The 21,445-nt window shown below is 62.8% G+C and carries 20 protein-coding genes and 1 pseudogene; 11 read left to right on the top strand and 10 right to left on the bottom strand.

The window, feature by feature from the left end; translation table 11 throughout:
- Positions 1-87: 87 nt before the first annotated feature.
- From pnp to PCA20602_RS23820, 3 genes are all read right to left on the bottom strand, one after another.
- Complete coding sequence (gene pnp, locus PCA20602_RS23810) at positions 88-2,244, bottom strand: polyribonucleotide nucleotidyltransferase (protein ID WP_150723295.1); 2,157 nt, start codon at positions 2,242-2,244, stop codon at positions 88-90.
- A gap of 368 nt (positions 2,245-2,612) precedes the next feature.
- The gene (gene rpsO, locus PCA20602_RS23815; protein WP_039397648.1) at positions 2,613-2,882 is read right to left on the bottom strand and encodes a 30S ribosomal protein S15; all 270 of its coding nucleotides are present in this window, start codon (positions 2,880-2,882) and stop codon (positions 2,613-2,615) included.
- A 289-nt stretch (positions 2,883-3,171) separates the two neighbouring features.
- Positions 3,172-4,446 (bottom strand): branched-chain amino acid ABC transporter substrate-binding protein, encoded by a 1,275-nt coding sequence (locus PCA20602_RS23820; protein WP_150723296.1) that lies wholly within the window; start codon positions 4,444-4,446, stop codon positions 3,172-3,174.
- 177 nt (positions 4,447-4,623) lie between these two features.
- On the opposite strand from PCA20602_RS23820, the gene PCA20602_RS23825 reads away from it, so the two are divergent.
- From PCA20602_RS23825 to PCA20602_RS23840, 4 genes and pseudogenes are all read left to right on the top strand, one after another.
- On the top strand, positions 4,624-5,238 hold the full coding sequence (locus tag PCA20602_RS23825) for a hypothetical protein (RefSeq protein ID WP_246182316.1): 615 nt from the start codon (positions 4,624-4,626) through the stop codon (positions 5,236-5,238).
- A 17-nt stretch (positions 5,239-5,255) separates the two neighbouring features.
- Positions 5,256-5,848: pseudogene (locus tag PCA20602_RS23830) on the top strand (sigma-70 family RNA polymerase sigma factor).
- Positions 5,835-6,056 carry a zf-HC2 domain-containing protein gene (locus PCA20602_RS23835; protein ID WP_150723297.1) on the top strand — a complete coding sequence of 74 codons (222 nt, stop codon included), beginning with the start codon at positions 5,835-5,837 and terminating at the stop codon, positions 6,054-6,056. Before PCA20602_RS23830 ends, PCA20602_RS23835 begins: the two are co-directional and overlap by 14 nt.
- A 121-nt stretch (positions 6,057-6,177) precedes the next feature.
- On the top strand, positions 6,178-6,540 hold the full coding sequence (locus PCA20602_RS23840; RefSeq protein WP_150723298.1) for a DUF4148 domain-containing protein: 363 nt from the start codon (positions 6,178-6,180) through the stop codon (positions 6,538-6,540).
- A gap of 330 nt (positions 6,541-6,870) precedes the next feature.
- Here PCA20602_RS23840 and PCA20602_RS23845 read toward each other — a convergent pair whose 3' ends face one another.
- The 7 genes from PCA20602_RS23845 to PCA20602_RS23875 form a co-directional block, all read right to left on the bottom strand.
- Complete coding sequence (locus PCA20602_RS23845; protein WP_150723299.1) at positions 6,871-8,415, bottom strand: 2-isopropylmalate synthase; 1,545 nt, start codon at positions 8,413-8,415, stop codon at positions 6,871-6,873.
- Between the two features lie 381 nt (positions 8,416-8,796).
- Positions 8,797-9,279, bottom strand: a complete 483-nt coding sequence (gene lysM / locus PCA20602_RS23850; protein WP_069343114.1) for a peptidoglycan-binding protein LysM — start codon at positions 9,277-9,279, stop codon at positions 8,797-8,799.
- A 194-nt stretch (positions 9,280-9,473) separates the two neighbouring features.
- On the bottom strand, positions 9,474-10,349 hold the full coding sequence (gene pssA, locus PCA20602_RS23855) for a CDP-diacylglycerol--serine O-phosphatidyltransferase (protein ID WP_069343113.1): 876 nt from the start codon (positions 10,347-10,349) through the stop codon (positions 9,474-9,476).
- A 212-nt stretch (positions 10,350-10,561) separates the two neighbouring features.
- The gene (locus PCA20602_RS23860; RefSeq protein ID WP_069343128.1) at positions 10,562-11,197 is read right to left on the bottom strand and encodes a phosphatidylserine decarboxylase; all 636 of its coding nucleotides are present in this window, start codon (positions 11,195-11,197) and stop codon (positions 10,562-10,564) included.
- A 391-nt stretch (positions 11,198-11,588) separates the two neighbouring features.
- Entirely contained in the window at positions 11,589-12,605 is a 1,017-nt protein-coding gene (gene ilvC / locus PCA20602_RS23865; RefSeq protein ID WP_150723300.1) for a ketol-acid reductoisomerase, read from the bottom strand.
- Between the two features lie 77 nt (positions 12,606-12,682).
- Positions 12,683-13,174, bottom strand: coding sequence for an acetolactate synthase small subunit (gene ilvN / locus PCA20602_RS23870; RefSeq protein WP_069343112.1), 492 nt, complete (start codon positions 13,172-13,174; stop codon positions 12,683-12,685).
- Positions 13,175-13,264: 90 nt separating this feature from the next.
- A complete protein-coding gene (locus tag PCA20602_RS23875) occupies positions 13,265-15,034 on the bottom strand; it encodes an acetolactate synthase 3 catalytic subunit (RefSeq protein ID WP_069343111.1) in 1,770 nt (589 codons plus the stop codon).
- Positions 15,035-15,493: 459 nt separating this feature from the next.
- On the opposite strand from PCA20602_RS23875, the gene PCA20602_RS23880 reads away from it, so the two are divergent.
- From PCA20602_RS23880 to PCA20602_RS23910, 7 genes are all read left to right on the top strand, one after another.
- On the top strand, positions 15,494-16,066 hold the full coding sequence (locus PCA20602_RS23880; protein WP_150723301.1) for an RNA polymerase sigma factor: 573 nt from the start codon (positions 15,494-15,496) through the stop codon (positions 16,064-16,066).
- Positions 16,063-16,491, top strand: coding sequence for a DUF3619 family protein (locus PCA20602_RS23885; RefSeq protein ID WP_150723302.1), 429 nt, complete (start codon positions 16,063-16,065; stop codon positions 16,489-16,491). The genes PCA20602_RS23880 and PCA20602_RS23885 overlap by 4 nt, the downstream gene beginning before the upstream one ends.
- Positions 16,492-16,513: 22 nt before the next feature.
- Positions 16,514-17,371, top strand: coding sequence for a DUF3106 domain-containing protein (locus PCA20602_RS23890; protein WP_150723303.1), 858 nt, complete (start codon positions 16,514-16,516; stop codon positions 17,369-17,371).
- 254 nt (positions 17,372-17,625) lie between these two features.
- On the top strand, positions 17,626-18,210 hold the full coding sequence (locus tag PCA20602_RS23895) for an RDD family protein (protein ID WP_150723304.1): 585 nt from the start codon (positions 17,626-17,628) through the stop codon (positions 18,208-18,210).
- Positions 18,211-18,217: 7 nt separating this feature from the next.
- Positions 18,218-19,171 (top strand): esterase/lipase family protein, encoded by a 954-nt coding sequence (locus PCA20602_RS23900; protein ID WP_174981524.1) that lies wholly within the window; start codon positions 18,218-18,220, stop codon positions 19,169-19,171.
- A gap of 173 nt (positions 19,172-19,344) precedes the next feature.
- Positions 19,345-20,301 carry a UDP-2,3-diacylglucosamine diphosphatase gene (locus PCA20602_RS23905; RefSeq protein ID WP_425495711.1) on the top strand — a complete coding sequence of 319 codons (957 nt, stop codon included), beginning with the start codon at positions 19,345-19,347 and terminating at the stop codon, positions 20,299-20,301.
- A gap of 86 nt (positions 20,302-20,387) precedes the next feature.
- On the top strand, positions 20,388-21,422 hold the full coding sequence (locus PCA20602_RS23910) for a glycosyltransferase family 4 protein (RefSeq protein WP_150723307.1): 1,035 nt from the start codon (positions 20,388-20,390) through the stop codon (positions 21,420-21,422).
- The last annotated feature ends 23 nt before the right edge of the window (positions 21,423-21,445 follow it).

Consider the following 21,445-nt stretch of genomic DNA (forward strand, 5'->3'; position numbering starts at 1 on the left):
AAAAACGGCGACTCATTCGAGTCGCCGTTTTGCTTTCGGCAATGGCGGTGCAGCTACGCACCGCCTTGCGTCATGCCGATACCCTGCTTACTGGGCGTCGCCTTCACGCTTGACGAGCAGCGGACCACCTTGCTTCTCTTCATCGGTCAGCGCCTTGTGCGACAGACGCAGACGACCCTTGTCGTCCTGCTGGATCACCTTCACGCGCACGGCCTGACCTTCCTTGACGTACTCGTTGATGTCCTTGATACGCTCGTTGGCGATTTCCGAGATGTGCAGCAGACCGTCCTTACCCGGCAGCACCGAGACGATCGCGCCGAACTCGAGCAGCTTGAGCACGGTGCCATCGTAGACCTGACCCACTTCGACTTCCACGGTGATCAGTTCGATACGACGCTTGGCTTCGGCAATGCCTTCGGCGCTCGGGCTGGCGATGGTGACCACACCATCGTCCGAAATGTCGATGCTCGTGCCCGTCTCTTCCGTCAGCGCGCGAATCACCGAGCCACCCTTGCCGATCACGTCGCGGATCTTTTCCGGATTGATCTTGATGGTGACCATGCGCGGCGCGAATTCCGACAGCTCGGTACGAACGCCCGACTGCGCTTCCGTCATCTTGGCGAGGATGTGCAGGCGGCCTTCCTTGGCTTGCGCCAGCGCGACCTGCATGATTTCCTTCGTGATGCCCTGGATCTTGATGTCCATCTGCAGTGCGGTCACGCCATTCGACGTACCCGCCACCTTGAAGTCCATGTCGCCCAGGTGATCTTCGTCGCCGAGAATATCGGTCAGCACGGCAAACTTGTTGCCGTCGAGGATCAGGCCCATCGCGATACCGGCGACCGGCGAGGTCATCGGCACACCGGCGTCCATCATGGCGAGGCTACCGCCGCAGACCGAAGCCATCGACGACGAACCGTTCGATTCGGTGATTTCCGACACGACACGCACGGTGTAGCCGAAATCGTCGGCGCCCGGCAGGCAAGCCACCAGTGCGCGCTTGGCCAGACGGCCGTGACCGATTTCGCGACGCTTGGGCGAGCCCACGCGGCCGGTTTCACCCGTCGAGAACGGCGGGAAGTTGTAGTGCAGCATGAAGCGATCACGGTACTCGCCTTGCAGCGCGTCGATGATCTGCTCGTCGCTCTTGGTACCCAGCGTGGCAACCACGAGGGCCTGCGTCTCACCACGCGTGAACAGGGCCGAGCCGTGAGCACGCGGCAGCACGCCGGTGCGGATCGAGATCGGACGCACGGTGCGCGTGTCGCGGCCGTCGATACGCGGCTCGCCAGCCAGGATCTGGCTACGCACGATCTTGGCTTCCAGATCGAACAGGATGTTGCCGACTTCGATGTCGTCCGGCGCAGCTTCGCCCTTGGCGGCAGCCGCTTCGCCCAGCTTGGCGATGACGTCCGTGCTCACGGTACGCAGTTGTTGCGTACGCGCTTGCTTTTCACGCGTTTGATAAGCGGTGCGCAGCGAGCCTTCGGCCAGCTCGCTCACTTGTGCGATCAGCGCATCGTTCTTGGCGGCCGGCGCCCAGTCCCACTCCGGCTTGCCGCCGTCACGCACGAGATCGTGAATGGCGTTGATGGCCGTTTGCATTTGCTCATGGCCGAACACCACGGCGCCGAGCATCACGTCTTCCGGCAGCTCCTGGGCTTCCGATTCCACCATCAGCACGGCTTGTTCCGTGCCGGCGACGACCAGGTCGAGCTTCGACTTGGCGATCTGCTCACGCGACGGGTTCAGCACGTACTGGCTGTCGACGTAAGCAACGCGTGCGGCGCCGACCGGGCCGTTGAACGGCAGACCCGAGATGGCGAGCGCGGCCGATGCGCCGATCAGGGCCGGAATGTCGGCCGGCACTTCCGGGTTCAGCGAGACGACCTGCACCACGACCTGGACTTCGTTGTAGAAGCCTTCCGGGAACAGCGGACGAATCGGACGATCGATCAGGCGCGACGTCAGCGTTTCGTTTTCCGACGGACGGCCTTCACGCTTGAAGAAGCCACCCGGGATCTTGCCGGCGGCGTAAGTCTTTTCCAGATAGTCGACGGTCAGCGGGAAGAAATCCTGGCCAGCCTTGGCCTTCTTCGCGCCCACGACCGTGGCGAGCACGACGGTATCGTCCATGTCGACGAGCACGGCGCCGGATGCCTGGCGAGCAATCTCACCGGTCTCCATACGAACCGTGTTTTGTCCCCATTGGAAAGACTTGACGACTTTATTGAACATTTGCACTCCTATATCGAATCGCGCGAATGCAGCAGCGGCGCGATATCGCTGCCGGGGTGATCCCGACGTCTTACAGGGGGGAGTGTTATGCCATTCCAGCGTAGTCCGGTGCTCAGTGCGACCGCTTGCGCTGAGACGACCCTGGAATGACACAAGCCCTGCTTGCCGACGAGGCCCCATAAACTGGGTAATACCGGACAATCAGACGGGCATTTCGCGAGCGTTTGCGTGACCGTTATCGTCACCGAAGCCCGCGACAATCACCGGATCGACACGCCCCGAACCTGCGCTCAGGACATCGATCGGGCACCGCCCAAAAACAAAATGCCTGCATCAGCACGCTGATACAGGCATCTTGTCGTAATCGTAATCGCTTACTTACGCAGGCCCAGCTTCTCGATCAGGGCGCGGTAGCGGTCTGCATCCTTGCCCTTGAGGTAGTCGAGCAGCTTACGACGACGGCTCACCATGCGCAGCAGACCGCGGCGGCTGTGGTGATCCTTCATGTGTGCCTTGAAGTGCGGGGTCAGTTCGTTGATGCGCGTGGTCAGCAGCGCAACCTGAACTTCGGGGGAGCCGGTGTCATTGGCGGCGCGGGCGAATTGCGCCACGACGTCCGACTTCTTGATATCTGCGTTCGACATTTTCTTTCCTTTGGATACACGCGGTCACGGAAGAATGGCCGTGCCGTGAACTTACAAAAACATGTACGTTGCCGTACATAAACAAAACTGCAAGTGCGCGATTATACGGGAACTGGCTTTACGACGCCACTTTTTTCCACGCTGTGCCGCAGCAGACGGGGCGCAAGGCGCTATCAAGGCCTTGCAATCCGGGAAACCCCAAGAACAATCTTTAAAAATCCCCCCGGATTATCCCGAAATTCACGACAAATCGACGGTTTGCCGCTTAACCGGGAGGCCACGCCCCCGATCAGCGCTGACGCGCCATCCGGCAGGTACTCGGCAGCGCCACCTTGTTCGCGGGCAGTTCCATGACGGTCCGGAAGCCATAGCCCGAGCCCTCGTTGTCGAATTTCACCCCCGGTTCGCCCGCACGACGCATCACCGACACGTACAGCGGTTCGATCATCTGGTGGTCGTTCGCCCGCATCCACGCATCGGCCGGCGCCTCGCGGACCCGGCGATTCTCGAGCGCGCGCGCCACCGTCGTCACGTCGGTCGTGCCCGCCTGCTCCAGCGCGGCGGCAATCATGTCGATCATCACGCTCATGCGCAGCAACGGATAGTCGTCGCGTGCCTCCGGATAGCGTGCCCGGAACGCCTTGTAATACGCGTCAGACGCCTCGCCCCCCACGTTCGGATGCCATTCGGCGACGGCGTACACCCGCCCTACGCCCGCATCGCCCAGCGCCGCCGGCGCCCCCAGCGCATTGCCGTAGAACGTGTAGAACTTGAGCTCCATCCCCTGCTCGCGTGCCGCCTTCACGAGCAACGTCAGATCGTTGCCCCAGCTTCCGGTGACGACCGTATCGGCCCCTGACGCCCGGATACGCGCCAGATATGGCGTGAAATCCTTCACTCTGCCGACCGGGCTGAACTGCTCGCCCACGATCTGCACATCGGGACGCTTCGACCCGATCATCTGACGCGCCAGCCCGGCGACCTGACGCCCGAAGCTGTAGTCCTGATTGAGCAGATAGATCTTCTGAATGCTGTCGTCGACCTTGATGGCTTCGGTGAGCGCCTGCATGCGCATGGCGGCATTGGCGTCGAACGCGAAATGCCAGAAGCTGCACTGCTCGTTGGTCAGCGCGGTGTCCACGGCCGAGTAGTTGAAGAACAGCATGCGCTGCCCCGGCTCACGCGCGTTGCGTTTGTTGATGGCATCGATCAGCGCCGACGCTACCGCCGAACTGTTACCCTGGAGCACAAACGGAATGCCAAGGTCACCCGCCGCCTTGAGCTGGACGAGGCTGTCCTCGACCGCCCCTTTGCTGTCGAATACCGTCAGTTCCAGCGGATGGGCGCCGTCGCGCAACTTCACGCCACCCCGCGCATTCACGCGATCGATGGCGAACCGCAGATTACGCTCGACCATCGCCCCGGCGTTACCGAACGGCCCGCTCATCCCTTCGATGAGCGCAAGGCGAATCGGCGGCGCCGCATGCGCCACGCTGGCAGCGGCCAGCAGGCCGAAAGTGCAAACCACGGCACAGATACGCGAAAGCAAGACTTGAGATTTCATCGAGGCCTCTAGGACTGTCCCGGCGCGAATCATAACTGCCACGCCTGCCCCGGGCAAGCCGAGCGCCCCCACGATAAGGAACAGGGGCGTTATCCTAGCCAAATACAACCAGTGCCCGGTTCCCGCACCACCATCGCACTGCTTTTTGGGCCATTCCCCACGACCACGAGGGCCACCATGACGTATCGTACTCACACCCGCTTTGTTCCTTCGAAAGCGTCGACTATCGACCCTTCCGGCACGGCACGCCCCCACCGGAACCGGCGCATCGGGGCGAGCGCCCCCGTGCGCTGGCTGAGCGCGGGTGCGCTGGCGCTCTCGCTCACCGCGGGCCTGACCGGGTGCTATACGCCCGCCTGGCAAACGCTGACGCCGATGGCATCGCAAGCCGATGTGCAGGCGCAGCTCGGCAAGCCGAAGGAGGTCTACCCGCTGGCGCCGGGCATCACGCGCTGGCTGTATCCGACGAAGCCGTTCGGTGAAGAAACGATCGCCGCCGACTTCGACGCACAGGGCCGTCTGCTGGGCACGGCCCAGGTGCTCTCGACGACCGAGTTCAACAAGGTCGAAGTCGGCAAGTGGACGAAAACGGATGTCCTGCATCACTTCGGCGAGCCTGTCGAGACATCGGCATTCCCGCTGATGAAACGCGAAGTCTGGACGTACCGGTTCAAGCAGGACGACGTGTGGTTTTCGATGATGAACTTCTACTTCGATCCGGACGGCATCGTCCAGACCACGCAAATCAGCCCGGATCCGCTGCACGAGAAACGGGATAACAACATGTTCTGAGCACAGGAGAGCGCCCTATCCCCGCGAATTCCCCTCTCGACCCCGCCTATCTGGCCCACTTGCGCCGCGACCTGCTGCGCTTCGCCCGGCTTCAGTTGCGAGACGATCATCTCGCTGAAGATGTCGTTCAGGACGCCCTGACGGCGGCCTGCCTGTCGTCGGATGCGTTCTCGGGACGCGCTCAGCACAAAACGTGGGTATTCGCGATTTTGCGAAACAAGCTCATCGACATGATGCGGGCGCGACGTCGCACTATCAACGCGTCTGCCCTGGAGGGTGAGGCCGGCGACGACTCCGTCTTCGACCGCGAACTGTTCAACGACAGCGGGCACTGGACGGAGCACACACGCCCGCGACCGTGGCCACGCCCGGAGACGCTCGTCGCCCGGCAGCAGTTCAGGCAATGTTCGACTGGTGTCTGAACGCGTTGCCCGAATCCACCGGTCGTGTGTTCTCGATGCGCGAGTTGCTCGAAATGGACATCACCGAAATCTGCCAGGAACTCGGACTGGAAGCCAACCATTGCAGCGCGCTGCTTTACCGTGCGCGCACTCGCATGCGCACCTGCCTGTCAGCCAAAGGGCTGGAGACGAACGATGCTATTGGGTAACTGCACCACCGCCACTCGTTCGATCTCCGAGCAACTCGACCGGCCGCTCACGCGAGGCCAGCGCGTTCGCCTGCGGGTCCATCTACTCGCTTGCCGTGGATGCCGGGCCTATGCGTCGCAACTCGCGACGCTGCGTCTTGCCACGCGCATCGTGTCGGGTCAAAGCGACGTCGGCGCAACGTCGACAAGCAACGCGGCACCCTTCTAAAAATTTTTTTGCATCTCGCTGTCATATCCGGCATCTCCGTACGACTAATCGGTGCGATCGGTAGCCAACGCGCTGCTTGATCGGAACCTTTTGTCCTATTGCACTTTTGGAGATACCCACCATGAACACGTCCATCCTCGCCACCACGACCGCCATCCTCATCGCCGCTTCGAGCGTCGCCATCGCTGCACCGCAAGCCGGAAAAACGCGTGCGGAAGTCCGTGCCGAACTCAAGGCTCTGCACGATGTGGGGTACACCTTTGCCAGCGACAACACGCGCTATCCGGCGAACATTCAGATGGCAAACGCCGAGCTCGCACGCCAGTCGCGGAATCGCGCCGCATCGGGCAGCAGTGACGCAAACAACACGAATGCCACGAGCGTCACCGGCGTCGCGACGGGCGACACCGTCTCGGCGTCGGGCGCGATGCAACGTGTTTATCGCGGCATTCCGCACCTCGATAACATCTACCACGGCCAGTAACCCACCGCCCGTCGGCATGCACGCCGGCCTGCCAGTCAGCAACACCGGCTGGCAGGCCGCTGCGAAACCCATCACGCCACGGCCCAGCGCTGCACAGCGGTTGCAGCCCGCACGCTCGCTCAAGGTCATGACCAGGAGGCGCACGGCCCTCGCCATCCGGCGTTGAAATAGCAAAAGCGCTCGCCCCTGACGAGCAGAGTGCGAGCGCTTGCGGCGGGTTCCATCGACTTCTGGCGGCTGCCCCAGCTTACGTCAACTTCACCGAACTCATCGGCTTGTCGACGAAAGAGGCCTCTGACGGTACAACACAGATGCGTTGTACCGCCCCCATTACGGCGTGAGTTGCGGGTTGAGCTTCTCGGCCTTCGAGTACAGCTTGTTGAGCGCCGAGAGATAAGCCTTGGCCGATGCGGCGACGATGTCCGGATCCGTGCCGACGCCGTTCACGATACGACCCGCCTTCGACAGACGCACCGTCACTTCGCCTTGCGATTGCGTACCCGTCGTGATGGCATTGACCGAATACAGCAGTTGCTCGGCGCCGCTCTGGACCTGCGATTCGATGGCGTTGAGCACCGCGTCGACCGGACCGTTGCCGTCTGACTCGCCGACCAGTTCCTTGCCCTGTGCGGTGAACACCACGCGTGCGCTCGGGCGCTCGCCCGTCTCCGAATGCTGGGCCATCGACACGAGGTAGAAGTGCTCGCCGCCTTCGGCCTGCGCTTCGTTCGAGACGATCGCCAGAATGTCTTCGTCGAAAATCTCGGCCTTCTGGTCGGCGAGTTCCTTGAAGCGGGCGAACGCGGCATTCACGTCCTGTTCCGACTCCATCTCGATGCCCAGTTCCTGCAAGCGCTGCTTGAACGCATTGCGGCCCGAGAGCTTGCCCAGCACGATCTTGTTCGCGGTCCAGCCCACATCTTCCGCGCGCATGATTTCGTAGGTGTCGCGCGCCTTGAGCACGCCGTCCTGGTGGATGCCCGACGCGTGGGCGAAGGCATTCGCCCCCACGACCGCCTTGTTCGGCTGCACGTTGAAACCGGTGATCTGCGAGACGAGCTTCGAGGCAGGCACGATTTGCGTCGTGTCGATGCCCAGATCCAGACCGAAGTAATCCTTGCGGGTCTTGAGCGCCATCACGACTTCTTCGAGCGACGTGTTACCCGCGCGCTCGCCCAGACCGTTGATCGTGCACTCGATCTGACGCGCGCCGCCCAGCTGTACGCCGGCCAGCGAGTTCGCTACGGCAATGCCGAGGTCGTTGTGGCAGTGAACCGACCAGACCGCCTTGTCCGAGTTGGGCACGCGCTCGCGCAGCGTACGCACCAGTTGACCGTAGAGCTCCGGCACGCCATAGCCGACGGTATCGGCCACGTTGATGGTCGTCGCGCCTTCGTTGATCACGGCTTCGAGCACACGGCACAGGAAATCCAGATCCGAGCGGCTGCCGTCTTCCGGCGAGAACTCGATGTTGTCCGTGAACTGACGCGCATAGCGCACCGCGAGCTTCGCCTGCTCGAACACCTGATCAGGCGTCATGCGCAGCTTCTTCTCCATGTGCAGCGGCGACGTGGCGATGAACGTGTGGATACGCGACGAATTCGCCCCCTTGAGCGCTTCGGCGGCGCGGGCAATATCGCGGTCGTTGGCACGGGCCAGCGAGCACACGGTGCTGTCCTTGACGATGCCGGCGATGGCCCGAATCGATTCGAAGTCACCGTTCGAGCTGGCGGCGAAGCCGGCTTCGATGACGTCCACGCGCAAACGCTCCAGTTGGCGGGCGATGCGGATCTTCTCGTCGCGCGTCATCGACGCGCCCGGCGACTGCTCACCGTCGCGCAGGGTCGTGTCGAAAATGATCAGCTTGTCGGCCATGATTTGCTCCTGTGGGGATCTCGTAGGGATTGTTCTTGATGTCTGGCGGCAGCGCCTGCGCGCAAACACGCACACGGCCGCTGAGGCGGGCAACTACCGGGAGGGAATCAGCGCGCCACGCGCGCAGGCATGGCCGGCCCGAAGGCGGAAAAACGGCATAGCGGTGGCGTTGCGTGAGGAAGGCCCGGAGCCGGGGTGGCGCCTGAAATCATGAGCGCCAATATAGTCGCAATCGGGGGTTTTCGCAACGCGGGGAATCGCCGGCAACGCCCATGCGCACGGGCGTTTGCAGGCGACGACGCGCCCCGCGCGGTGTTCCCGCCCAAAACGACGAAGCCCGGCCGAAGCCGGGCTGATCGCGATGACGCCGCCGCCGACGAATCAGAGCGGCGGGATCCGCAGCACCTGCCCAGGGTAAATCTTGTCCGGGCTGGAAAGCATCGGCTTGTTGGCCTCGAAGATGGCGTTGTACTTGTTGGCGTCACCGTATTGCGCCTTGGAGATCGCCGAAAGCGTGTCGCCCGATTTGACCGTGTAGTAGTTCGCCTCGGCGGAGGCGGTCGAGACGGACATCTGGTCGTTCACCTTCTCGACGCCCTTGACGTTGCCACAGCACAGCAGGATCTTTTCCTTGGTCGCCTGATCCGGCGCCACGCCACGCGCCGTTGCCGTGCGTGTTGCGCCGTCGAACTCGACACTGAGCGCCGTCGCACTCAGCCCCTGGCTGCCGATGTACTTCTCGATGGCTTCACCTGCCGCACGATTGGCCGCGTCGGCATCGGGGCCGGGAGGCGGCGGCTCAGCCGCCTGCGCCTTGCCGAGAAGCGCTTCGCCAGCTTCCTTCACGAAGTCCAGAATGCCCATGATTTCTCCTTCGTCACATTGACCTACGGAAACGGCGCCGGGTCACACATGCATTGCCTCGCGGACCGGGCCACAGGGGGTACTTCGATGCCGCCATCGTCAAGAGTAGAACATTCCGATGGCGTAATACCTGACAACTCTGACAGGTAGATGTGACAAGGGGGCGTACTCATACGCCCCTTGTATTGACCGATTTACTCGTCGACCTCACCGAAGATCCGCTGCCGGCGGCCCTTCAGGAAGCGGAACGCCCACAGCACGTAGCCCGAAATGCTGTACAGGCAGAACATGCCGAAAAGCACCAGCGGCGGGTCGGACGACACCAGAATAAAGCCGACCATGAACAGCAGCACCACGCCGAACGACACGCGCTGGCGCACGTCCAGCGCCTTGCCGCTGTAGAACGGCGCATTCGAGACCATGGACATCCCGGCGTAAATCGTCAGGAAAAACGCCACCCACGGCATCCAGAACACGTTGACCGGCAACTTGTTGTCGATCGTAATCCAGACGAAGCCGGCAATGAGCGCCGCCGCCGCCGGGCTGGCCAGCCCCTGGAAGAAGCGCTTGTCGACCACGCCGATGTTCGTATTGAAACGGGCCAGACGCAGCGCCGCGCCCGCAACGTAGACGAACGCCGCGAGCCATCCCCACTTGCCGATCTCATGCAGAATCCACTCGTACATCACCAGCGCCGGCGCTACGCCGAACGACGTCATGTCCGAGAGCGAATCGTATTGTTCGCCAAAGGCGCTCTGCGTATTGGTCATGCGGGCAACGCGCCCGTCCATGCCGTCGAGCACCATCGCGAAAAAGATCGCGATGGCGGCTTGCTCGAAGCGGTCGTTCATCGCCTGGACGATGGCGAAGAAGCCGCAGAACAGCGCGGCAGTCGTGAAAGCGTTGGGCAGCAGATAGATGCCGCGATTGCGCGGGCGCACCGGCAGGTCCTCGTCCACACCCGGATCGTGGTCTTCGTTCATCGATGGCTCTGAGGGATTCTTGTGACGGCCGAACGGCGAGAGATGCCTGACATTGTTGCGCAAGCGGCCGCGATGGTTTTCCGGCATCTGTAACTCCTTGACGATGCTAGGGTCGACTCACTGACCCCAAGACTGCGGGCGAACCCGCGACGGATCACCGCTATTGGAACGCGAAAAGCGAAAGCAGTTGCAGGCCGTTTCGTCATCACGCTCAGGATACGAGCCCCGACGCGACGATGCGGCGACGTGCGACCCCGTGTCACACCGCCGCCGACGGCCCTGATGCAGTCAGGCGCAGCTTACAGCTCGGCGAGGATCGTCGAGGTGGCGGACACCTTGTCGCCAATGGCCACGCGCGGACGCGAACCGAGCGGCAGGTACACGTCGACACGCGAACCGAAGCGAATGAAGCCGTAGCGCTGGCCGCGCGAGAGACGGTCGCCCGCCTTCACGTAGCACAGGATACGGCGCGCAATCAGACCGGCGACCTGCACGCTCGTGACGATCTGGCCACCGACGTCGATCACCAGCGCATTACGCTCGTTCTCGAGCGATGCCTTGTCCAGATCGGCGTTGAAGAAGCGGCCCGGGAAATATTCCACCTTGGTCACCGTGCCGTCAACCGGCGCACGATTCGAGTGGACATTGAAGACGTTCATGAACACGCTGATCTTCAGCGCTTCACGGCCTGCATAGGGGTCCTGCGTGGTTTCGATGGCCACGATGCGACCGTCTGCCGGGGACAGCACGGCACCGGCCTGCTGGGGCACTTCACGCGGCGGATCGCGGAAGAACTGCAGTACGAACAGGGCGATCACCCAGAACGGCGCGGCCCAAAACACGCCAGCCATGAAATGCACGACGAGCGCAACGGCGACGGCGATACCCAGGAAGGGCCAGCCCTCGCGGGCGATGATCGGGTGAGGATAATTCATGCGATTGAACTCGCGTCCTTGGTAAAACGGTTGAGTGAGCGGGTCGGCCTGCTTCGGGCCAAACCGTGACGTGGCGGCATTGTAGCAATGCGCGCGACGTGGCGACACTTTTTCCCCAATCGACACGTTCGCGTCACATTCGCGAGACCGGACAACACCGCTCGCGACGACGCGAAAAAAGCCCTGGGTTTGAAACGAAAAAGGCCGTCCGCCTTGCCATAGCAACGGCTACGGCAAAACGGACGGCCTGACGCAACGATGATTCACGGATGGCCGAACCTCGTGTCGCCACAAGCCCGACTATCTATCATCGTCTGCCACCGATGCATGAGTTCGGAGAGATCCGGAGACTTCCCTGCCCACGCACCGAGCGGCACGTCGCGCTTACAACTTAGTTCTTCGACTGGTCGACCAGCTTGTTCTTGGCGATCCACGGCATCATCGCGCGCAGCTTGCCGCCAACTTGCTCGATCTGGTGCTCGGCCGTGATACGACGGCGCGAGATCAGGGTCGGAGCGCCGGCCTTGTTTTCCAGGATGAACGACTTGGCGTATTCGCCCGTCTGGATGTCGGTCAGGCACTGCTTCATGGCCTTCTTCGTCTCTTCCGTCACGACGCGCGGGCCCGTGACGTACTCGCCGTACTCAGCGTTGTTCGAGATCGAGTAGTTCATGTTGGCGATACCGCCTTCATAGATCAGGTCGACGATCAGCTTGAGTTCGTGCAGGCACTCGAAGTAAGCCATTTCCGGCGCGTAACCGGCTTCGACCAGCGTTTCGAAACCGGCCTTGATCAGCTCGACGGTACCGCCGCACAGCACGGCTTGTTCGCCGAACAGGTCGGTTTCCGTTTCTTCGCGGAAGTTGGTTTCGATGATGCCGGCACGGCCACCGCCGTTAGCGGCAGCGTACGACAGTGCGATGTCGCGAGCGGCGCCCGACTTGTCTTGTGCGACGGCGATCAGGTGCGGCACGCCGCCACCTTGCGAGTACGTCGAGCGCACCGTGTGGCCCGGGGCCTTCGGGGCGATCATGATGACGTCGAGGTCAGCACGCGGGATCACGCAACCGTAGTGCACGTTGAAGCCGTGAGCGAATGCGAGCGCTGCGCCTTCCTTGATGTTGGCGTGCACTTCGTTCTTGTACACATCGCCGATTTGCTCATCCGGCAGCAGCATCATGACGATGTCGGCCGACTTCACGGCTTCCGCCACTTCCTGGGTGTTCAGGCCGGCGTTGACCGCCTTGTTCCACGAAGCGCCGTTCTTGCGCAGACCGACCGTCACGTTCACGCCGCTGTCCTTCAGGTTCTGTGCGTGGGCGTGGCCTTGCGAGCCGTAACCGATGATCGTGACTTGCTTGCCCTTGATGAGGGAGAGGTCGGCGTCTTTGTCGTAGAAAACTTTCATTTGGAGTGTCCCGTATTACCAAAAATAAACTGAAATCAGAATGGATCGAAATCCGCTTACCGCGTTGTCGTTGCCGGTCAGACCTTCAGGATGCGCTCACCGCGCCCGATACCCGAGCCACCGGTACGAACCGTCTCGAGAATCGCCGTCTGGTCGAGCCCTTCGATAAATGCATCGAGTTTCGATGAATTGCCGGTGAGCTCAATCGTATAGGTCTTTTCCGTAACGTCAATGATGCGGCCGCGGAAAATATCCGACATCCGCTTCATCTCTTCCCGCTCTTTACCCACCGCGCGAACTTTGATGAGCATGAGTTCGCGCTCGATATGGGCCCCCTCGGTCAGATCGACCACCTTCACCACTTCGATGAGCCGGTTCAGGTGTTTGGTGATCTGCTCGATGATGTCATCGGAGCCGGTCGTGACCACCGTCATGCGCGAAAGCGAACGATCTTCGGTCGGCGCGACGGTGAGGGTCTCGATATTGTAGCCACGTGCCGAAAACAGCCCGACAACGCGCGACAGCGCGCCCGGCTCGTTTTCGAGCAAAACAGAAATAATGTGCCTCATGGTGTATCCCGGATTGTCCTGGTTTGGGACGTCGCGCCCGCGCCCCGGCAATGCCGGAAGCGGCTGGCAGCGCGAGCGTGCCTCGTCGTCTTACAGATCTTCCGAACCGAGCAGCATCTCACTGATGCCCTTGCCCGCCTGAACCATCGGCCAGACGTTTTCGGTGGGATCCGTTTGGAAATCCATGAATACCGTACGATCCTTCAGGGCCAGCGCTTCGCGCAGTGCCGGCTCGACATCCGACGACTTCTCGATGCGCATGCCCACATGACCGTACGCCTCGGCGAGCTTCACAAAGTCCGGCAGCGCATCCATGTACGAACTGGAGTAACGCTTGCTGTACTCGATCTGCTGCCACTGGCGAACCATGCCCAGATAGCGGTTGTTGAGCGACAGGATCTTGACCGGCGTGCGGTATTGCAGGCACGTCGAGAGTTCCTGAATGCACATCTGGATCGAGCCTTCGCCGGTGATACAGGCGACTTCTGCGTCCGGATGCGCCATCTTCACACCCATCGCTGCCGGCAGGCCGAAGCCCATCGTGCCCAGACCGCCCGAATTGATCCAGCGGCGCGGCTTGTTGAAGCGATAGTACTGAGCCGCCCACATCTGGTGCTGACCGACGTCCGAACACACGAACGCTTCACCGTCCGTAAGCTTCCAGTACGTCTCGACCACATGTTGCGGCTTGATGATTTCACTCTCGCGATCGAAGGCGAGGCAATCGCGCGAACGCCATTGCTCGATCTGCTTCCACCAGTCAGCAAGCGCCGCGGTGTCCGGGCCATGTTCCGCCGTTTGCAGATTCTCGATCATTTCGCGCAGCACTTCCTTCACGTCGCCGACGATCGGGATATCGACCTTCACGCGCTTGGAGATCGACGAGGGGTCGATATCGACGTGAATGATCTTGCGGGCAGTCGAGGAGAAGTGTTCCGGGTTACCGATCACACGGTCGTCGAAGCGCGCGCCGATGGCGATGAGCACGTCGCAGTGCTGCATGGCCATGTTGGCTTCGTACGTGCCGTGCATGCCCAGCATGCCGAGGAACTTGGGATCGCTCGCGCGATACCCGCCCAGGCCCATGAGCGTGTTGGTCACCGGGTAGCCGAGCAGGTCGCAGAACTGGTTCAGTTCCTTCGACGCATCGGCCAGAATGATGCCGCCGCCGGTATAGATATAGGGACGCTTGGCCGAGAGCAGCAGGCTCATCGCCTTGCGGATCTGGCCCGAGTGGCCCTTCGTCACCGGGTTGTACGAGCGCAGCGCCACCGACTTCGGATATTCGAAGCGGCAACGTGCCTTGGAGACGTCCTTCGGAATGTCGACCAGCACCGGACCCGGACGGCCCGTCTTGGCGATATAGAAGGCTTTCTTGATGGTGGCGGCGAGGTCGCGCACATCCTTCACGAGGAAGTTGTGCTTCACGCACGGACGCGTGATACCTACCGTATCGCATTCCTGGAAGGCGTCCTGACCGATTGCGGCCGTCGGCACCTGCCCGGTAATGATGACGAGCGGGATCGAATCCATGTACGCCGTGGCGATACCGGTGACCGCATTGGTCACGCCGGGACCAGACGTCACAAGGCACACGCCGACTTTGTCGGTGGAACGCGAATAAGCGTCGGCCGCATGCACGGCTGCCTGCTCATGGCGCACCAGAATGTGCTGGATCTTGTCCTGCTTGTAGAGTTCGTCGTAGATGTAGAGAACCGAACCGCCGGGATAACCCCACAGATGTTCGACTCCCTCTTCCTGAAGCGAGCGCACGAGGATCTCGGCGCCAATCATGTCTTCAGTCGTATTTTGGTGGCGTGTAGCTTCCGCCTCGGAGAATTCCGCGCTTGGCATGTTCATCGTCGACCTTTCAAAGTTTCGGCAAAAATTTTGATCGGGTGCTCTCCCCGCGAACTTATGGTCCGGGCTCAAGCTGCGCGTCTGAATGATGGACACACCGGATAGGCGTGCCGATATTGAGACAATCACAGATATTGCGAACTGGCAACATTACTGGTTTGCAGCAAAATGGTCAAGCGAGTTTATGCATTTGCAGCATGATCGCGAAGTTCGCTTCGCAAAATTCCCACACTGTGCGGTGCAAGACCCCCACGCTGGCGCACAATCTTCACATCATAGGAAGCTGGCGAATGCGCCGGTGTCGTAACACGACACAACGCGACGCAACCGGAAGCAAAAGCGGTTACAGGCAGGCGCGTTTTTGGTAGCATCCGCACCGACTACGCGATCTTTACGTAATCTTTACGCTTACACGGCATTTCACAGGCGCAGCGGCAAACGCTGCGTGCACCCCACCGGATGGCATCTGACAAGGAACTGGCGGATTTTCTCGCAGGCATCGAACGGCGCGCTTTCAAGCAGGCCGTGTATGCCGTACGCGACGACGAGGCCGCCCTCGATATCGTTCAGGATGCGATGATCCGTCTGGCCGAGAAGTACGGCGACAAGCCGTCGGCCGAACTGCCGTTGCTGTTCACACGCATCCTCCAGAACACCATTCACGACTATTTCCGCCGCCAGAAGGTGCGCAACACCTGGGTGACGCTGTTTTCGAACCTGGCCGGCCCCGGCGAGGACGAGCGCGACGATTTCGACCCGCTGGAAACCTTACTGGGCGAGGATGGGTCAGTGCAAACCGAGAGCAGCGAGGACTCTGTTTCGCGTGCCGAAATCCTCGCGCTGATCGAGGCGGAAATACAGAAACTACCGACACGTCAACGGGAAGCGTTCCTCATGCGTTATTGGGAGGACATGGACGTTGCCGAGACCGCCGCCACGATGGGGTGCTCCGAAGGCAGCGTCAAGACGCACTGCTCGCGTGCTACTCACGCGTTGGCACAGGCGTTGAAGGCAAAAGGGATCAGGTTATGAGTCACGATCTGGAAACGAGGGAAATTCGCTTCGCACATCGCGTGCGACTGGCATTGGACGAAGCGTCCGATTCGCCGTCGCCGAACATCGCGGCCCGGCTGGCCGCCGCGCGCCAGGAGGCGCTCGCCCGCAAGAAGCCAGAACCGGTCGCCGTCGTGCAACCGGCGCTGGTGCTCGCGGGTGTGGGTGCCGTGCAGTCGCCGGAAATCGGCGGCCCGCGCCGCGCATTCGACAAGCTCGGCCGCCTTGGCCTGCTCTGGCCGCTCGCCGCACTGGTGATCGGTCTGGCCGGCATCGCGTACTGGGAACATCAGCAACACATTCAGGATCTGGCGGATATCGATGCTGCCGTATTGAGCGACGAATTGCCGCTGTCGGCCTATGCCGATCACGGCTTCAACGCCTATGTGAAGCGTGCCCAGTAGTCCCCCCATCCAAGACCGCCCAGTGACGCGACGCAACGTACTTTTCCTGGTCGCCGCGCTAATCGTCGCCGCTCTTGCCGGCACGGCCGCGCTGCGCCGCTCGCAAGCACCGGATGCCGCCCCGGTGTCCGACGCCCCGCCGACCGCAACGTCGGCCGCGACCGGCAACGGCGCGCCGGGCACGTCCTCGGCCCCGGTCGGCGCGCTGACTGCCGGTGTCCCGGCCAACGGCAGCGCACCGGCGGCCGCGCTGCCCTCACCCGGCGGCGCCTGGGCCAAGCTCAATGCGGCGCAGCAAGAAGCGCTCGCCCCGCTCTCCCAGGACTGGAACCGCATGAGCGAGCGCCAGCGCGAGAAGTGGATCGAAATCGCCAAGCGTTTCCAGACGTTGTCGCCGGAGGCCCGCAAGCGCCTGCATGACCGCATGGCCGACTGGGTGCGTCTGACGCCCGAGCAGCGCCAGTTGGCGCGCGAAAGCTACCAGAACGCCAAGACGTTGCCGCCGGAGCGCAAGGCGCAGGTGTGGCAGCAGTACCAGCAGCTCACGGAAGAACAGAAAAAACGTCTGGCGGCCGACGACAAGAAGCAGTCCAATCGCCCCAACGTCGTGAGCGCCCCGCCCTCGGGCCGCTCGGGGGTGAAGAATCCTTACGCCGCCGTGCATCGCAAGGACACCGGCGCAGCCGCCAAGAACGGTGCGCTGCCCGTTCCCGCGCCGGTCGCTTCGGTGCCCGCCGCCTCGCAGCCCGCTGCGGCGTCGATGCCGGGCGCAGCGGCATCCGTTCCGTCGGCGGCCAGCAACGGCGCGGCGAGCGCCGCCCCGGCCAATGGCGACAAGAGCGGCGACGCGTTCAATTCCGATCTGTACCACCACAACTGACGCGACGTCGCTCAGCATTACGCAGCGACTCGCAGCAACACGCCATGACGGCCGCCTCCGGGCGGCCGTTTGCATTACGGCACACCAAGCGCCGACCGGCGGGCTCGCTGGCCCATCGGCATAATCTTCCGCATAATGGGCGACGCTCCCGATGCGAACGCACAGCGCCCAGGCCGAACGTGGCGAACGTAGCCAACGCGGCGCGGGACTTCCGATACCCAATACCCGATAACAAGACCTCAGACCACGCTGCGATGACCGACTCCGCTACGCCTCAGCCTTCCAAGCCGCCGCGTTCGCAACCGTTTGCCGGGCAGACGTCCGGGCCCAATGCCTCGCCGGGCAGCGCTCCTGGCAGCTATGCCGTGCCCACGCTGCGTCGCCGGCTGCTGTCGATGGTCTACGAGTCGCTGCTGCTCTTCGGCGTGCTGTTCCTGGCCGGCTACCTCTTCAGCGCCCTGACGCAGCAACGCAGCGGTCTCATGTACCGCCATGCCATGCAGACGTGGCTGTTTCTCGTTCTCGGCGCCTATTTCGTCTGGTTCTGGACCCACGGCGGCCAAACCCTTGCGATGAAGACCTGGAAGATCCGCCTGGTGGATGCGCATGGGCAGCCGCTGCGCGTCGGCCGCGCCATCATGCGCTACGTGCTTGCCTGGCTGTGGGTACTCCCGGCCATGGCCATCGACTGGGCATTCGGCTTGACCGGCTGGAGCAGCGTCGCGCTGCTCGCCGGCTGGATCGTGCTCTGGGCGCTGGCCATGCGCGTGATGCCCGACCACCAGTTCGTGCATGACCGGCTCGCAGGCACCCGGCTCGTCAGCATCCTCGACAAATGACGAGACGATGAGCACGCCACCCGCCAGCGCCGTCGCGTTGCGCGCCTCCCGCCCGCATCTGGTTTATGGCGGCGTCGAGATCGCGCTGTCGATCATCGTTGCCATCGCGACCTGGTCGGCCTGGCACAGCCCCTGGACCACGTTCCTCTGGACGATCCTGTGGTTGCCCGTCTCTCACGCCATCGGTCTCGCTGCGGGCTTCGTCATGGCCGCGCATGGCGATCCCACGCCCGAGCGCCGCGCGCTCGCCGGCACCAACATCGCGGTCTGGGCTTACGAATGTGCGGCGTCGATCCTGTTGCTCGACATCTACCAGCCGTGGTTCAGTGCCGCGCCGCTGGCCGCGCCCAGTGGTCCGGCACGCCCCGTGGCCGTTCTGCTGCTGCATGGCTACGGCTGTAACCGGGCGTTCTGGCTGCGCTTCTCGCGCCATCTGGCAGACGCCGGCTATTACTGCGACGCCATCAACCTCGCCCCGCTGCTCGGCGACATCGACGACTACGCCGACACCATCGCGGGTGCCGTACAGGCGCTTGCCGAACGCACACGCGCGCCGGTCGTCATCGTCGGCCACAGCATGGGCGGTCTTGCGGCACGCGCCTGTCTGCGGCGCTATCCGATGCTGCCCGTCGTGCATACGGTCACGCTGGGCTCGCCGCACTTCGGCACGCTTCACGCGCGGCATGGCATTGGACGCAACGTACGCCAGATGAGCATCGGCAGCGACTGGCTCGTGGCGCTCGCCAACGGCGAAAACGACACGGCGCGCGCGCGCATCACGTCGATCTATACCGCGCACGACAACGTGGTGTATCCCGTGCGCACGTCGGTGCTGCCAGGCGCGCACAACATCGCGCTGGAAGGCCTCGGTCACGTGTCGCTCGGCACGCATCCACGTTCGCGGGCACTGGTGCTGGAGACGCTCGAACGCGTTGCACAGGGATTGCGTCACCCGAACTGACGCGCATGGCGCACGGAGTGTCTGAGGGCATGGCAAGCGCTTTGCCCCGCTCAAGCGGCTGTCGCATCTGCGCGACGTCAAAAGACACTTTCGCGACACGCGCATGACTGTCATCTTCCCTTCACGAAGGCATGGCGCAATGCACCCATGTTCAACGCGACGTGCGAGCCGCTATGACGACGACACCCACCTTCGAGTTGCCGATCCCCGCACCTGCGGCTCGCGCCGGTCACTTCGCAGACACCCCGCCGGGCCGCCCCGCCTCCCCGCCCGCCCCCCCACCCGCCGCGCCGCCTTCCACGATCGATCTGCCGCCGGACACTCCCGACCCGCTCGACCCGCCGCCCGAGGGCATCACCCGCTACCGCACGATCTGGCTCTCCGATATCCACCTCGGCACGCAAGGTTGTCAGGCCGAATACCTGCTCGACTTCCTGCGCCACCACGATTCGGACTACCTGTATCTGGTCGGTGACATCATCGACGGCTGGCATCTGCGCAAGGGCTGGCACTGGCCGCAGGCGCACAACGATGTCGTGCAGAAGATGCTGCGCCGCGCGCGCAAGGGCACGCAAGTCATCTATGTCCCGGGCAATCACGACGAAGCCGCGCGCCAGTTCTGCGGGCTGGCCTTCGGCGACATCGCCGTGCGCGACGAAGCCTTTCACACCACCTTGTCGGGTAAACGTCTGTGGATCACCCACGGCGACCTGTTCGACGGCGTGATCCAGCACGCCAAGTGGCTCGCTTATCTCGGCGACTCGCTCTACACGCTCACGCTATTGCTCAACCGCTGGTTCAACCGAGTGCGCACGCGTTTCGGCTTCCCGTACTGGTCGCTATCGCAGTATCTGAAGCATCAGGTGAAGAATGCCGTGAACTTCATTTCGGCCTTCGAGAATGTGATGGCGGACGAAGCACGTCGCCGGGGTTGCGACGGCGTCGTCTGCGGCCACATCCACAAGCCCGAAATCCGCGAGATCGACGGCCTGCTCTACTGCAACGACGGGGACTGGGTCGAGAGTCTGTCGGCACTCGTCGAGACGATGGAGGGCGAGTTGAAGATCATCTACTGGACGCAAAAACGCGACACACGCGTGAGCGTGAAAGCCACGCCTGTGAGCGCCTGAGACGACAGGCGCACTCCCCCCCTTACCCCTTCACGCGCGGCTGCGCGTGTCATTCCACCCGCGCCATGTGCGCGAAGGAGCGCCCGATGAAAATCATGATCGTCACCGACGCCTGGGATCCGCAGATCAACGGCGTGGTCCGCACGTTGAAGAACACGCGCGCTCAGTTGGAAGCTGCCGGCCATCGCGTCGAGCTGCTCACGCCGCAGGAATTCCGCACGATCCCGTGCCCCACTTATCCGGAAATCCGTCTCGCCTTCTTCGCCGGGGGCCGTGTCTCGCGGCGCATCGAGGAATTCGCACCGGACGCGCTGCATATCGCCACCGAAGGACCGCTCGGCATGGCCGCGCGCAAGTGGGCGCTGCGCAACGACTTTCCGTTCACCACCGCCTATCACACGCGCTTCCCCGAATACGTGCAGGCGCGCTTCGGCTTTCCGCTGAGCACCACCTACCGTTTCCTGCGCTGGTTCCACAAGCCGTCGCGCGCCGTCATGGCGCCGACCCCCGTGGTCAAGCGCGACCTGGAAGCCAACGGTTTCAATAACGTCGTGTTGTGGACGCGCGGCGTCGATCTCGACATCTTCCGTGTGCAGGAAGCACATGTGCTAAATTCAGCACATCCGATTTTCCTCTACGTGGGGCGCGTTGCCGTGGAGAAGAACATCGAAGCCTTCCTGAAGCTGGATCTGCCTGGCTCGAAATGGGTCGCAGGCGAAGGGCCGCAACTGGCCGAACTCCGCTCGCGCTACCCCGATGTGAACTATCTCGGCATGCTTTCGCAGCCCGAACTGGCGAAGGTGTATGCCTCGGCCGACGTCTTCGTCTTCCCGAGCCGCACCGATACGTTTGGTCTGGTGCTGCTCGAAGCCATGGCGTGCGGTCTGCCTGTCGCGGCCTTCCCGGTGACGGGTCCGGTCGATGTCCTCGACGGTTGCCCCGAAGGCGAAGGCGGCGCACTGCGTGAGGATCTGCGCGAAGCGTGTCTCGACGCGCTGAAAGTATCGCGAGAAAGCGCCCGTGCATGGGCCGAACGATTCTCGTGGCAAGCGGCCTCGGAAGAGTTTGCCTCGCACCTGCATCCTCGCAAGCCCGAGCCGTCGCTCGCGCCTGCGATCTGACCCACCTATAGAGCCCGTTGCGG

The organism is Pandoraea capi, from assembly GCF_902459735.1.
Taxonomy (GTDB): Bacteria; Pseudomonadota; Gammaproteobacteria; order Burkholderiales; family Burkholderiaceae; genus Pandoraea; species Pandoraea capi.

Bases quoted from the DNA above. Each gene is read 5' to 3' on its own strand.
- PCA20602_RS23900 (WP_174981524.1), top strand. From the start codon at position 18,218: ATGAGCACGCCACCCGCCAGCGCCGTCGCGTTGCGCGCCTCCCGCCCG.
- pssA (WP_069343113.1), bottom strand. From the start codon at position 10,349: ATGCCGGAAAACCATCGCGGCCGCTTGCGCAACAATGTCAGGCATCTC.
- PCA20602_RS23875 (WP_069343111.1), bottom strand. From the start codon at position 15,034: ATGAACATGCCAAGCGCGGAATTCTCCGAGGCGGAAGCTACACGCCAC.
- PCA20602_RS23885 (WP_150723302.1), top strand. From the start codon at position 16,063: ATGAGTCACGATCTGGAAACGAGGGAAATTCGCTTCGCACATCGCGTG.
- PCA20602_RS23835 (WP_150723297.1), top strand. From the start codon at position 5,835: ATGCTATTGGGTAACTGCACCACCGCCACTCGTTCGATCTCCGAGCAA.
- PCA20602_RS23825 (WP_246182316.1), top strand. From the start codon at position 4,624: ATGACGTATCGTACTCACACCCGCTTTGTTCCTTCGAAAGCGTCGACT.
- PCA20602_RS23820 (WP_150723296.1), bottom strand. From the start codon at position 4,446: ATGAAATCTCAAGTCTTGCTTTCGCGTATCTGTGCCGTGGTTTGCACT.
- PCA20602_RS23910 (WP_150723307.1), top strand. From the start codon at position 20,388: ATGAAAATCATGATCGTCACCGACGCCTGGGATCCGCAGATCAACGGC.
- PCA20602_RS23905 (WP_425495711.1), top strand. From the start codon at position 19,345: ATGACGACGACACCCACCTTCGAGTTGCCGATCCCCGCACCTGCGGCT.
- lysM (WP_069343114.1), bottom strand. From the start codon at position 9,279: ATGGGCATTCTGGACTTCGTGAAGGAAGCTGGCGAAGCGCTTCTCGGC.
- rpsO (WP_039397648.1), bottom strand. From the start codon at position 2,882: ATGTCGAACGCAGATATCAAGAAGTCGGACGTCGTGGCGCAATTCGCC.
- PCA20602_RS23895 (WP_150723304.1), top strand. From the start codon at position 17,626: ATGACCGACTCCGCTACGCCTCAGCCTTCCAAGCCGCCGCGTTCGCAA.
- PCA20602_RS23845 (WP_150723299.1), bottom strand. From the start codon at position 8,415: ATGGCCGACAAGCTGATCATTTTCGACACGACCCTGCGCGACGGTGAG.
- ilvC (WP_150723300.1), bottom strand. From the start codon at position 12,605: ATGAAAGTTTTCTACGACAAAGACGCCGACCTCTCCCTCATCAAGGGC.
- PCA20602_RS23880 (WP_150723301.1), top strand. From the start codon at position 15,494: ATGGCATCTGACAAGGAACTGGCGGATTTTCTCGCAGGCATCGAACGG.
- PCA20602_RS23860 (WP_069343128.1), bottom strand. From the start codon at position 11,197: ATGAATTATCCTCACCCGATCATCGCCCGCGAGGGCTGGCCCTTCCTG.
- ilvN (WP_069343112.1), bottom strand. From the start codon at position 13,174: ATGAGGCACATTATTTCTGTTTTGCTCGAAAACGAGCCGGGCGCGCTG.
- PCA20602_RS23840 (WP_150723298.1), top strand. From the start codon at position 6,178: ATGAACACGTCCATCCTCGCCACCACGACCGCCATCCTCATCGCCGCT.